The sequence below is a fragment of the Streptomyces sp. HD genome, from assembly GCF_028369295.1.
GTDB lineage: Bacteria > Actinomycetota > Actinomycetes > Streptomycetales > Streptomycetaceae > Streptomyces.
The window spans coordinates 72542-84999 of record NZ_JAQMYP010000039.1 but is presented as its reverse complement, the minus strand read 5'-3'; the positions used below and the strand labels follow the sequence as shown (position 1 = coordinate 84999).

General features: G+C 72.3%; 13 protein-coding genes. 10 read left to right on the top strand and 3 right to left on the bottom strand.

Features of this window, described 5'->3' with window-relative positions; all coding sequences use genetic code 11:
* The first annotated feature begins 25 nt into the window (after positions 1 to 25).
* The 6 genes from POF73_RS31780 (at position 26) to POF73_RS31755 (ending at position 4971) form a co-directional block, all read left to right on the top strand.
* Positions 26 to 676 carry a TetR/AcrR family transcriptional regulator gene (locus POF73_RS31780; RefSeq protein WP_272122437.1) on the top strand — a complete coding sequence of 217 codons (651 nt, stop codon included), beginning with the start codon at positions 26 to 28 and terminating at the stop codon, positions 674 to 676.
* Between the two features lie 74 nt (positions 677 to 750).
* A complete protein-coding gene (locus POF73_RS31775; RefSeq protein WP_272122435.1) occupies positions 751 to 1518 on the top strand; it encodes a response regulator transcription factor in 768 nt (255 codons plus the stop codon).
* Positions 1519 to 1757: 239 nt separating this feature from the next.
* A complete protein-coding gene (locus POF73_RS31770; protein ID WP_272122433.1) occupies positions 1758 to 2990 on the top strand; it encodes a cytochrome P450 in 1233 nt (410 codons plus the stop codon).
* Positions 2991 to 3036: 46 nt separating this feature from the next.
* Positions 3037 to 3231, top strand: coding sequence for a ferredoxin (locus POF73_RS31765; RefSeq protein WP_272122430.1), 195 nt, complete (start codon positions 3037 to 3039; stop codon positions 3229 to 3231).
* Positions 3228 to 4406 (top strand): NAD(P)/FAD-dependent oxidoreductase, encoded by a 1179-nt coding sequence (locus POF73_RS31760; RefSeq protein ID WP_272122428.1) that lies wholly within the window; start codon positions 3228 to 3230, stop codon positions 4404 to 4406. Before POF73_RS31765 ends, POF73_RS31760 begins: the two co-directional genes overlap by 4 nt.
* Before the next feature lie 34 nt (positions 4407 to 4440).
* A complete protein-coding gene (locus tag POF73_RS31755) occupies positions 4441 to 4971 on the top strand; it encodes a MarR family winged helix-turn-helix transcriptional regulator (RefSeq protein ID WP_272122426.1) in 531 nt (176 codons plus the stop codon).
* A gap of 18 nt (positions 4972 to 4989) precedes the next feature.
* On the opposite strand, the gene POF73_RS31750 is transcribed toward POF73_RS31755, so the two are convergent.
* Positions 4990 to 6189 (bottom strand): MFS transporter, encoded by a 1200-nt coding sequence (locus POF73_RS31750; protein ID WP_272122425.1) that lies wholly within the window; start codon positions 6187 to 6189, stop codon positions 4990 to 4992.
* Positions 6190 to 6243: 54 nt separating this feature from the next.
* Here POF73_RS31750 and POF73_RS31745 point away from each other — a divergent pair, with 54 nt between their 5' ends.
* The 3 genes from POF73_RS31745 (at position 6244) to POF73_RS31735 (ending at position 7928) form a co-directional block, all read left to right on the top strand.
* Positions 6244 to 7017, top strand: coding sequence for an AraC family transcriptional regulator (locus POF73_RS31745; RefSeq protein WP_272122422.1), 774 nt, complete (start codon positions 6244 to 6246; stop codon positions 7015 to 7017).
* 75 nt (positions 7018 to 7092) lie between these two features.
* Positions 7093 to 7473 carry a DoxX family protein gene (locus POF73_RS31740; RefSeq protein WP_272122419.1) on the top strand — a complete coding sequence of 127 codons (381 nt, stop codon included), beginning with the start codon at positions 7093 to 7095 and terminating at the stop codon, positions 7471 to 7473.
* Positions 7470 to 7928: a peroxiredoxin gene (locus POF73_RS31735; RefSeq protein ID WP_272122418.1), complete on the top strand. Its 459-nt coding sequence runs from the start codon at positions 7470 to 7472 to the stop codon at positions 7926 to 7928. Before POF73_RS31740 ends, POF73_RS31735 begins: the two co-directional genes overlap by 4 nt.
* A gap of 11 nt (positions 7929 to 7939) precedes the next feature.
* On the opposite strand, the gene POF73_RS31730 is transcribed toward POF73_RS31735, so the two are convergent.
* Positions 7940 to 8548 carry a TetR/AcrR family transcriptional regulator gene (locus POF73_RS31730; RefSeq protein WP_272122416.1) on the bottom strand — a complete coding sequence of 203 codons (609 nt, stop codon included), beginning with the start codon at positions 8546 to 8548 and terminating at the stop codon, positions 7940 to 7942.
* 986 nt (positions 8549 to 9534) lie between these two features.
* On the opposite strand from POF73_RS31730, the gene POF73_RS31725 reads away from it, so the two are divergent.
* Positions 9535 to 11892 carry a SpoIIE family protein phosphatase gene (locus POF73_RS31725; protein WP_272122477.1) on the top strand — a complete coding sequence of 786 codons (2358 nt, stop codon included), beginning with the start codon at positions 9535 to 9537 and terminating at the stop codon, positions 11890 to 11892.
* A gap of 17 nt (positions 11893 to 11909) precedes the next feature.
* Here POF73_RS31725 and POF73_RS31720 read toward each other — a convergent pair whose 3' ends face one another.
* The gene (locus POF73_RS31720) at positions 11910 to 12344 is read right to left on the bottom strand and encodes a cupin domain-containing protein (protein WP_272122414.1); all 435 of its coding nucleotides are present in this window, start codon (positions 12342 to 12344) and stop codon (positions 11910 to 11912) included.
* Between the last annotated feature and the right edge of the window lie 114 nt (positions 12345 to 12458).

The following is a 12458-nucleotide window of genomic DNA, read 5'->3' as shown; positions in this document are numbered from 1 at the left end:
GTGAAGTCCCGGTGCGGTGGTGATCATGGCAGGCAGGACTCTGCGGGCGGAGCAGGTCAACGCGACCCGGGAACTGCTCCTGACCGCGGCCGAGCGGCTCTTCGCCGAGCATGGCGTGTACGCGGTGTCCAACCGTCAGGTCAGCGAGGCCGCGGGACAGGGCAACAACACCGCGGTCGGCTACCACTTCGGCACCAAGACCGACCTGGTCCGCGCCATCGTTCGCAGGCACGCCACGCGCATCGAGGAGATCCGCGTCCGTCTGGTCGCCGGCCTGGCGGACCCCGACGACGTGCGCGGCTGGGTGGACTGCCTGGTCCGCCCGGCTCTGGAGCACCTCGCCGCACTCGGCAGCCCCACCTGGTACGCGCGGTTCTGTGCCCAGGTCGTCTCCGACCCGGCCCTGCACCGGATCATGGTCGAGGAGGCCCTCACCTCCCCGTCCCTGCAGAAGATCATCGAGGGCCTGAACCGGTGCCTGCCCGACCTTCCGGCCGAGGTCCGCGCCGAACGCGGCGAGATGGTCCGCCATCTCATCGTCCATGTGGCCGCCGAGCGCGAACGCGCCCTCGCCGAGCACACCCCCACCCCACGGTCCACCTGGGGCGACGCCGCCACGGGCCTCGCCGACGCCGTCGTGGGCATGTGGCTGGCACCCGTCACCGCGGGCCACTGATGCCCCGTGCAAGGAGTACGACCGTGACATCGACCCCCGGTCAAGGCCCGCGGCGGCGCCGGACGGGGCGCGTCATGAGCACCCGGCACCCGGTCCCGCCCCCGGACCGCGCCACCCGTGAAAGCCCTGCCCCCGAACGCGGTGCCCTCGCCCGCGGCGCCGGCCAGCATCTCCTGATCGTCGCCGGTGAACCCGATCTCGCCGAACTCCTCTCGACCACCCTGGAGTTGGCGGGCTACCGGACCAGCCTCAGCGGCACCGGCGCCGACGCGCTGGAGCGGGTCGTGGACCAGCACTTCGACCTGGTCGTCTTCGACACCACCCTGCCGGACATGGCCGACTTCGGCCCCGAGCGCCGCCCCGTGCTCCCGCACCGCCCGCCCGTCCTCCTGCTCACCGAGTACGACGCGCTGCACCGGCTCGTGCCCGAACTCGGCCTGGGGGAGCGGGACTACGTCACCAAGCCGTTCCGGGTGGCCGAGGTCCTCGCCAGGATCCAGGTGCTGCTCCGCGGCAATCGCCCCGGCCCGCCCCGGGGCAATCCCCTCCAGTACGGCGACCTCGCGCTGGACGACACCGCGTGCCGGGCGACGCGCGGGGCGCGGGTGCTGAGCCTCACGCCCGCGGAGTACCGGCTGCTGCGCCATCTCCTGGTCAACGCGCACCGGGTGCTGTCCAAGGAACAGATCGGCAGCTACGTCTGGGGCGGCCACCGCGACGGCAACGCGATCGAGCAACTCGTCTCCCGGCTGCGCCGCAAGGTCGACCGCGACACCCCGACGCTGATCCACACGCGCCGGGGCTTCGGCTACTGGCTGGGCCGCGCCGACGCCGACCCCTGACCCACAGCACAGCAAACAAGGGCGCCACCGGGGACTCCCCGGCGGCGCCCTTCGCCATGGGGACGCCTTCTCGCCGGCCGCCGACCGATCTCCCAACCCGCCCTCCGTAAAGGCAAGTTAAGTGCAGCGATGTGATCTGGGTCATGTCAGCCTCCTGTCAGGAAGCTGACCGGAAGGCGTCAGGCCCCTCTGTTTGCATGTGCTCATCGAGGTCGATCCCCCCACCTCCGAGGAGAGCCATGGCCGACATGCCGGCCGGCACCGCGCCCGAAGCGCCGGACGCCGCCCCCGAGTTCCCGATGCCCCGGCAGTCCCGCTGCCCGTTCGACCCGCCGCCCGCGCTCAAGCAACTGCAGGAAAAGGGACCGCTCACCAGGGTCCGCCTGTGGGACGGCAGCGAGCCCTGGCTGGTGACCCGCTACGCCGAGCAGCGCGCCCTGCTGGGCGACCCGCGCGTCAGCGCCGACACCGACCGGCCCGGCTACCCGACCAAGGCCGGCCCCGAGGCGGGCGAGGGCAAGCTCAGCTTCATCATGATGGACGACCCCGAACACGCCCGGCTGCGCCGGATGGTGACGGCGCCGTTCGCCGTCAAGAAGATCGGAGCGCTGCGGCCCGCCGTGCAGCGCATCGTGGACGGCCTGATCGACGACATGCTGGCCGGTTCCGGCCCGGTGGACCTGGTGGACGTGTTCGCCCTGCCGATCCCCTCGCTGGTCATCTGCGAACTGCTCGGCGTGCCCTACGAGGAGCACGAGTTCTTCCAGGAGAACACCAAGACCATGGTCCGAACGACCGCCACGCCCGAGGAGCGGGGCGCGGCGAGCCGGGAGGTCGCGGGCTACCTCGCCGGACTCCTCGGCAAGCGGCTCACCGAGCCGAAGGACGACCTGCTCTCCGCCATCGCCGCCCGCATCACGGCCGGCGAACTCACCCACCAGCAGGCCACCGAGATGGCCCTGCTCCTGCTGATCGCGGGCCACGAGACCACCGCCAACATGATCGCGCTCGGCACCCTGGCCCTGCTGCAGCACCCCGACCAGCTCAAGCTGCTGCGCGAGACCGACGACCCGAAGTTCGTCGCCGGCGCCGTCGAGGAACTGCTGCGCTACCTGCACATCACCCACCTGGGCCGGCGCCGGGCGGTGACCGGGGACATCGAGATCGGCGGCCAGGTCATCAAGGCCGGCGAAGGCGTCATCATGGTCAACGAGATCGGCAACCGCGACCCCGAGGTGTTCGCCGACCCCGACCGCCTCGACCTCACCCGCGACGCCCGCCGCCACGTCGCCTTCGGCTTCGGCGTCCACCAGTGCCTGGGCCAGCCGCTGGCCCGCATGGAGCTCCAGGTCGTCTACGGCACCCTCTACAAGCGCATTCCCACGCTGAAGCTCGCGGGCGCGCTGGAAGACGTCCGCTTCAAGACCGACGCGTTCATCTACGGCGTCCACGAACTGCCCGTGTCCTGGTGACACCCCCACCCCGACAACACCCGTGTCCGAAGAAGGGAAACCGACCGTGAAGGTGGAGCTGGAAGCCGACAAGTGCGTCGCGTCCGGACAGTGCGTGCTCGCCGCGACGGACGTGTTCGACCAGGACGACGACGGCATCGCGATCCTGCTGGACGAGCAGGTCGGCGAGGACCGACTCGACGACGTCAGGGAAGCCGTCGCGGTCTGCCCGGCCGCCGCGATCCGGCTGGTCGGTCAGTGAGGCGCATCGTCGTCGTGGGTGCCTCGGCCGCCGGACTCGCGGCGGCCGAGACGCTCCGCCGCGAGGGCTACGACGGCACCCTCACCCTCGTGGGCGACGAACCCCTCGCCCCCTACGACCGCCCGCCCCTGTCCAAGCAGCTGCTGGCCGCCGAGTGGGAGCCCGAGCGGCTGGCCCTGCGCACCCCGGACGACCTGGCCGGACTCGACCTCGACCTGCGCCTCGGCGTGGCCGCCACCGGCCTCGAACTCACCGAGCGCACGGTGCGGTTGGCCGACGGGGCGGCGGTGCCGTACGACGCGCTGATCGTGGCCACCGGCGTCCGGCCGCGACGGCTGCCCGGGGAGGGCGGGCATGTGCTGCGCACCCTGGATGACGCGGTGCGGCTGCGGGACCGGCTGACACCGGGCCGACGACTGGTAGTGGTCGGCGCCGGGTTCCTCGGGGCCGAGGCAGCCGCCGTCGCCTGGCGCCTCGGCTGCGAGGTGACGCTCCTCGAACCCGCCCCCGTACCGCTGGCCCACGCCGTCGGCACGGAGGTCGGCGAGGTGCTCACCGGCGCCCATCTGGAGCGGGGCGTGAACCTGCGCTGCGGGGTGACCGTGGCCGAGGTGACCTCCCGCGGCGTACGCCTGGCCGACGGTGAACTGGTCGAGGCCGACGAGGTGTTGGTCGCGGTCGGCTCGGTGCCCAACACCGAATGGCTGGCCGGCAGCGGGCCGGCCGTGGGCGACGGCGTGGTGTGCGACGAGTACTGCCAGGCCGCGCGGAACGTGTACGCGGCCGGTGACGTCGCCCGCTGGTACAACCCGCTGTTCGGGCAGTCGATGCGGATCGAGCACCGCACCAACGCCGCCGAGCAGGGCATGGCGGCCGCCCGTAACCTGCTCAATCCCGAGGCGCGCAAGCCGTTCGCGCCGGTGCCGTACTTCTGGTCCGACCAGTACGACATGAAGGTCCAGGCATACGGGTATCTGCGCGGCCACGACGAGGTCGCCGTGGTCGAGGGCGACCTGGCCGAGCGGAAGTTCGTGGCCGCCTACCGCACCGGCGACCGGCTGACCGGTGCCCTGGCGGTGGGCATGCCGCCCAAGGCGATCCGGCAGTGGCGACAGGCCATCGCGATCCGGGCGGGATGGCGGGAAGCGGTGGGAATCGGCGCCCCGGCAAATTAGTTGAGTTACGCAACGAGACGGTAAAGTGGCCAGCATGTCCACACCACCGCTTCCCGAACTGCCCGACACACCCGCGTCCCCGGAAGTGGTCGAGATAGAGCGTGCGCTCACCCGGATCACGTACCTGAGTACGCGGGCCAGGCAGCACGAGCGGCTGATGGCCCTGGCCGGGGTGCCGCTGGACCGGGCCGCCGTGGCGCTGCTGCGCCAGGTCGCAGACTCGGAGTCGCTGCGGCCCGGGGAGCTGGCCAACCGGCTCGGTGTGGAGGCCTCGCACGTCACGCGCACGGTGCAGCAGCTGCAGAAGTCGGGGTACGTCACGCGCGTCCCCGACCCGCGGGACCGCCGCGCCCAGCGCATCGAACTCACCGAGGCCGGCCGGCAGGCCATCGCCCGGGTTCGCGACGCCGGCGCCCGCGGGATGCAGCTCGCCCTGGCCGACTGGACGCCCGAGGAACTGGGCCGGCTGGCCGCCCTCTTCCACCGCATGGTCGACGACTTCCTCGCCCACGCCATCGACGAGGACAGCGAGCCGCAGCCGACGGCACCGGCCGCAACCGCCTGACGGATCCCCTCGCGCGACTCACGCCGATGTCGCGCGAGGGCGACGCCCGGACGGCCCGGACGCCGGGGCCGCCCGCCCGGGTACGGCCGGCTCCCGCAGTCCGCACAGCAGCAGCCGGCCCAGCGCCGGCAGCACGATCAGAGTGGCGAGCGCCGTCCGAAGCGAGGTGGCGTCCGCCAGCGCACCGATGGCCGGGGCGGCCGGCCCTCCCGCGCTCACGGTCAGCCCCAGCGTCACACCGCTCGCGGTCCCCACCCGCCGGGGCAGATAGTCCTGGCCGAGGGTGACGTGCAGCGAGAACGGCACGTACAGACCGGCCGACGTCAGGGCGACGAACAGATACACCGCCTGCCCGGGCACGAGGACCACACCGGCCACCGCGAACACCGTCAGCACATACGCATGGCGTACGACGGCCAGCCGTCCGTACCGGTCGGCGAGCCGTCCCCCGGCCACGGTGCCCACCGCGCCGCCCGCGTAGAGCACGCACAGCGCGACCGTGCCCGCCACGTCCCCCTCGCCGGTCCGCTGCCGGACGTACAGCGAGACGAACGCGCTCAGACCGACGAACACGATCGACCGGCAGACGATGGCACCGGACAGCCGCAGGAACGACGGCCAGTCGTCGGAGCCGGTGCTCGCTCCCAGGCCGCCGCCCCCGTCGCGGCGGCCGGCCGAGCGCACCGCTGCCGCGCACAGGGCCGCCCCCACCACCGCGGGCACGACCAGCAGCGGAGAGGCGCCCAGACCTCCGGTCGCGATCACCGCCGCCACCAGCAGCGGCGCGAGTGCGAAACCGACGTTGCCGCCGAGGGAGAACCAGCCCATCGCCGTATGACTGCCGTACGCGGCGTCGCGGGCCGCGCGGGCGGCCTCCGGGTGGTACGCGGCGACACCGATCCCGGACACGGCCACCACCGCCAGCGTGAGCGCGTAGGAATCCGTCACCCCGCTCAGCGCCACCCCGACACCACCCGTCAGCGCGCTGAGCGGCAGCAGCCACGGCATCGCCCAGCGGTCGGTGAGCGCCCCGAACAGCGGCTGGACCACCGACGACAACAGGGATGCGGCGAGTACGACACCCGAGGCGGCGGCGTAGCTGTACGCGCGCTCGGCGACGAAGTAGGGGACAAGCGCGGCGACGGCGCCCTGGTACACGTCGACACAGGCATGGCCCAGGGACAACAGCGTGATGGCTCGATTGCGTTTCTCGGACACCCTGCGATCGTCACGGCCACCGCATCTGGCCCGCTTCCGATAATCTGCCGAAGTGTGTCGAACATCCGCCACACCCCGACCGCGCCGACCCGTGCCAAGGCCCTGGCCGCCGGGGAGCGTATCGACGCGCACCGGCACGACGATCACCAGATCGTCTATGCCGGCTCCGGCGTCCTCGCCGTCACCACCGACGCCGGCACCTGGTTCGCGCCCGGCAACCGCGCCATCTGGGTCCCCGCCGGCACCGTGCACGCCCATCGCGCCCACGGCCACCTCGACCTGCACCTGGTCGGCCTGCCCGCCGACGACAACCCGCTCGGCCTTGACGCTCCCACCGTCCTCGCCGTCAGCCCACTGCTGCGCGAGCTGATCCTCGCCTACACCCGGGATCCCGCCGACGACAGTCCCGAGCGCCACCGTCTGCTCGCCGTCCTGCGCGACCAGTTGCGCGCCTCGCCCCAGCAGCCGTTGCGGCTGCCCACGCCCACGGATCCACGCCTGGCCGCGGTCTGCGCGCTCGTCCACACCGACCCCGCGGACTCACGCTCCCTCGCCGCCCTCGGCGCCGCGACCGGGGTGGGGGAGCGGACCCTCAGCAGGCTGTTCCGCCGCGAGTTCGGGATGACCTTCCCGCAGTGGCGCACCCAGTCCCGCCTGTACCACGCGCTGCGCCTGCTCGCCGAGGACACACCCGTCACGACCGTCGCCCATCGCTGCGGCTGGGCCTCCGCCAGCGCCTTCATCGACGTCTTTCGCCGCTCGTTCGGCCATACGCCGGGAACACATGGCCGCGGCGCACAGGGGGACCGATGGGGCCGGGGTGGGTGACGGGTCGTGATCTACCCTCCGGTAGCATCCGGCGGCAGGCCGTCCAAGAAGGAGCAGGCCATCCAAGGAGGATCCGTGCCCCGGTCCGAACGCTCACCCCTGCTGCTCGCCGGCCTGCTGGCCACCGCGGGGATCGCCCACTTCGCCGTCCCGCGCCAGTTCGACGCGACCGTGCCCCGTTCCCTCCCGGGGACACCCCGGACCTGGACCTACGCCAGTGGCGTCGCCGAACTCGCGCTGGCGGCCGGTCTGGCGGTGCCGCGCACCCGTAAGCCCGCCGCGCTGGCGGCAGCGGCCTTCTTCGTCGGAGTGTTCCCCGCGAACGTGAAGATGGCCGTCGACTGGCGGCACCGTCCCGCCCGGCAGAAGGCCGTCGCGTTCGGCCGGCTCCCGCTGCAGGTCCCGCTCGTGCTGTGGGCCCGTGGTGTCGCGAAGGACGCGGAGGGCCGGGCGTGAGCGCGCGAGTGGAGGTCGGCGACAAGGTCGAGGACTTCGCGCTGCCGGACGCGTCCGGCACCGTCCGCAGCCTCACCGAACTGCTCACCGAGGGACCGGTGGTGCTCTTCTTCTACCCCGCCGCCCTCACCCCGGGCTGCACCGCGGAGGCCTGCCACTTCCGGGACCTCGCCGCCGAGTTCGCGGCGGTCGGTGCCCGGCCCGTGGGCATCAGCGGCGACGCGGTCGAACGCCAGCAGGAGTTCGCCGACCGCCACACCCTCGGCATGCCGCTGCTCTCCGACGCCGACGGCACGGTCCGGGAGCGGTTCGGCGTGACCCGTGGCTTCTCACTGGCCCCCACCAAACGGGTCACCTTCGTCATAGGGCAGGACCGCACCGTCCTGGAGGTCGTCCGCAGCGAACTGCGGATGAACACCCACGCCGACCGAGCCCTCGCCGCGCTGCGCAAGTGAGTGGACCGAGGTCAGCCCGCTGAATCGAGCAGGGCTCGGGCCGCCCGGCGGGCGTGCAGTGCGGCGTCGGTGTCCCCGGCGAGCGTGGCGATGGCCATGGCGCCGTCGAACAACACCGCCAACTGCGCGCCCACCGCGGCCGGGTCCGCCACATCCGCCTTCGCCGCGAGCTCGGTCAGCAGCTCGCGCAGGGCGCGTTTGTGTCTGTGCACTGCGGTGACGACGATCGGCGCCGCGGCCCCCATCTCCCCGAACGCACCGGCGAACACACAGCCGTGGAAGCCCGGCTGGCGAAACCAGTCGTCAAGGAAGTCGAAGGGGCCGAGGACCTTCGCCAGGGGATCCTCGATCGTGCCGACGCGCTGTTCGATCGCCGTGCGCGCCACCTGATCACGCCGTTCGAGGCAGGCCGCCAGCAGCATGTCCTTGGACGGGAACATCCGGTAGAGCCGCCTCAGCGGCAGCCCCGCCTCGTCCCGGATGCGCTGCATCGTCACCGCGTGGACACCATGGGCGTAGAACAACTCGTCCGCGACCGCCACCACATCGGCGCGCAGCTCGTCAGGCGCGGACGGCTCGTCGGCCTGCCCAACCTCCGAGTCCGCAAGCGGATCAGGCATCTGCGCGCCCCCGTGTCGCCTTGAGAATCGCCATTCTCACCACTGCAGTCCCAGCATGGAACAGTCATATTGCCGGCCCGTCAAGCTGCCCGGAACATGCGTACACACATCACACCAACGCCGTAGCGGACTATCGGGGGAAGCCGTGCTGCGTATTCATTTCAGTGGCGGTGACCTGGCTCGCACCAGGGTCGCCGAGGAACCGGACCCCTTATGGGAAACCGTCCTGAGCCTGCATCAACTCCACGAGAAACGACGCGAACCACTCCTCGACGCCTGGCGACGGCGCAGGCGCACGTGCGACGCCCGGCGCGCTGCGGATGCTGTCGCCGCTGATGCCGCCGCGCGGCTACTTCCCGGACTTCCTCACACCCGCCGCGGCGTCGGGCGGCCTTGAGTGCGGGGTCGACGCCGTGCTGGCCACCCCGCGTCGCCAACTGCGCACCGAACTGGGGCTGTTGTCGATCAGCACTGCGCTGCCCGGCTGGACCCGGCGCCTGGCCGAAGGCGAAGTGAGCACGGTGCATCGCCTGGGCCGGGCCCTGCGCGTCTACCACGCCTCCGTCCTCGCACCCGGCCGGCCGGACATCGCCGCCCGGGTCGAGAGCGACCGGCGGCACCGGACCGGAACCCAGTGCCGGCTCGGCACCGAGGAGATGCTGCGCACCTTCGCGCCCATACTGCGCTGGGAGTCGCCGGTCCTCACCGCCGACTATCCGGGGTGGCGGAGCAGCCGACCGGCGATGAGCTCCACGCCCCCCGGCTGTGTACTCGACGATCCGTGGTGGGCCCGAGAGCACGGCTACGGCGGGCGGATCCAGCGCGCCAGGAGAGGGCCCGGCGGCATCCCGCCGCCGGGCCGTACCGCGCGGAGCACGGGCAGCGTCCCGTTCGTGAGCTTCGGTGGTGCGGGTCGGACCTGGGGTGCGTCGACAAGCCGGACGTCGCGGTTGATGCGGTGCGCCACAGGACTCATGCTGGACGACATGGAGCGCGTCTCCGCTGCGGCGATCATCGATGTCCAGGGTGTCGTCACGGGGTGGAGCGAGGGTGCCGGCAGGCTGACCGGCCTGACGGCCGAGGAGGCCGTGGGACGGCCGGTGCGGGACCTGCTCGCCGAGCAGCCGTCGCCCGCCGCCGTGGCGGCGCTGACCGGCACCGCCGTGCTGCGCCACCGGGACGGCTCGCCCGTCGCCCTGAACGTGACGGCCTGCGCCGTGCTGGGCGAGGACGGCGGTCCCGGCGGATACGTGATCACCGCCGTACCGTCCGACGCGCACGAGCCCACGGCCGACGTCCACGAGCCCACCCTGGCGGAGCGGGCCTTCCAGCAGGCGTCCATGTCCATGTCCGTGTTCGACACCGAGCAGCGCTACCTGCGGCTCAACGAGGCGGCCTGCAAGGTCATGGGCGTGGAGGAGGAGGTGCTGCTCGGCCGCCACTTCCCGGAGACCGTGCAGGACGAGGTGCACAGCCGGGGCTTCCTGTGGCACATGCGACGGGTCGCCGAGACCGGCATGCCGCTGCGCTACGAGAGCTACACCGGCGCCCCGGCCCTGAACCGGGAGCACGCCTGGACCACCGACATGTGGCCGGTGCGGGATGCCTCCGGCCGGCTGATCGGGACCGCTCTCGCCGCGTTCGACAGCTCCGACCAGTACTGGGCGCGGCAGCGGCTGGCCCTGCTGAACGAGGCCGCCGCCACCATAGGCACGACGCTGGACGTCGTACGCACCGCCGAAGAACTGATCAGCGTCATGGTGCCCCGGTTCGCCGACTTCGCCAGTGTGGACCTGTTCGACTGGGTCCTGGGCGCGGAGGAACCACCCGCGCTGTCCGGCACGGACATCGCCCTGCGCCGGGTCGCCCACGGCTCCGGCACCGAGGGCACTCCGGAAGCCGCCGTACACCTGGGTGAGGTGGACTACTACCCGCCGTTCTCGCCGCCGGCCCGGGCGATCATGGAAGGCCGGGTGATCCAGAACCAGGCGGGCGAGCCGGCGTTCATGCGGTGGATCGCGGAACGCAACTCCCGCAGCCCGGCCGGCCGGCGCCACCGCGTGGGCGCGCACTCGATGATGGCGGCGCCGCTGCGCGCCCGCGGCACCACGCTCGGTGTCGCGGTGGCCGTACGCATCCGGCAGTCGGACGACTACGGCGCCGACGACGCCGTGTTCGCCGAGGAACTCGCCAGCCGGGCCGCCGTCTGCGTGGACAACGCCCGCCGCTTCGCCCGGGAACGCACCACCGCACTGTCCCTGCAGCACAACCTGCTGCCCCGCGGCCTGTCCGGACAGGCGGCCGTCGACGTGGCCCACCGCTACCGGCCCTCCGGTTCGCAGGCCGGCATCGGCGGCGACTGGTTCGACGTGATCCCGCTGTCCGGAAGCCGGGTCGCCCTGGTCGTCGGCGACGTCGTCGGACACGGCATCCCGTCGTCGGCCACCATGGGCCGCCTCTGCACGGCCGTTCGCACCCTCGCCGACGTGGATCTGCCGCCCGACGAACTCCTCACCCACCTGGACGACCTGGTCATCCACCTCGCCGGGGACGACTCCGACGAGGTCGCCGAGCTGGGCGCCACCTGTCTCTACTCCGTCTACGACCCCGTGTCCCGCCACCTCACCCTGGCCTCCGCAGGCCATCCGCCGCCCGCCCTCGTCCTGCCCGACGGCACCACGCAGGTCCTGGAGATGAACGCGGGACCCCCGCTCGGCGTCGGCGGGCTGCCCTTCGAGGCGATGGAGGTGGGGTTGCCGGAGGGATCCCTGGTCGCCCTGTACACGGACGGTCTGATCGAGGACCGCGACCGCGACATCGACCACGCCACCGCCGAACTGTGCCGCGCGCTGACCGCGCCCGCCGAATCCCTCGACGCCCTGTGCGACACCGTGCTCAAGGCCGTCCTGCCGGAGGACCCCAGCGACGACGTGGCCCTGCTGCTGGCCCGCACCCGGGCACTCGGCGTGGACCGCATCGCGACCTGGGACGTACAGCCCGACCCCGAGCACGTGGCGGCCACCCGGCAGGCCGCCACGGACCAGCTGACCTCCTGGGGACTGGACGAAGCCGCGTTCGTCACCGAACTCGTCGTCAGCGAACTCGTCACCAACGCCATCCGGTACGGCGCACCGCCCATCCAGCTCCGCCTGATCCGCGACCGCACCCTCATCTGCGAGGTCTCCGACGGCAGTTCCACCTCGCCGCATCTGCGCAGGGCCCACGCCTACGACGAGGGCGGCCGCGGGCTGCTCCTCGTCGCCCAGCTCACCCAGCGCTGGGGCAGCAGGCAGACCGGCGGCGGCAAGACGATCTGGGCCGAACAGCCGCTGCCGCCGACGTGATCACCCGCACGCCGTGATCACTGGAACGGGCAGCCCGGGTTCGGTGCGTCCTCCGAGAACGGCGCGCCGTGCGGCAGCACGTAGAGCACGTCGAGGACGACCGGCGTGTCGCCCTCGTTGCGGCCTATGTGGACGTTGCCGGGCCCGGCCGGTTCGTTGATGAAGCTGCCCTTCGGGTAGACGCCGTCGGAGGCGCAGGCGGAGTTGTAGTGACTGAGCGTGCCCTGCTGCGTGAAGGCGTACAGCGGGCCGTCGTGGTAGTGCCAGCCGGTGGCCTGACCCGGCGGGATCGTGACCTCCCGAAGGATGTAGTCGGTGTCGCCGACGGTCTTCTGACTGATCGTCCTGGCGGTGACACCGGGCCCGGGCGGAGTTGCCTGGGCGGGCCCGGCGACGAGGACCGTGGCGGCTGCCACGGCGCCGGTCACGGCGATGCGGAGCGCGGGACGCATACGAGGAGCCTCCTGAGGCGAGAGCGACTGTCGCCGTGAACATAGAGGCAGGGAAAGGTGGTTGAGGCCGGAACCACAACATCCGCTGATTTCTCCGGCCCCCGTGGGCCCACG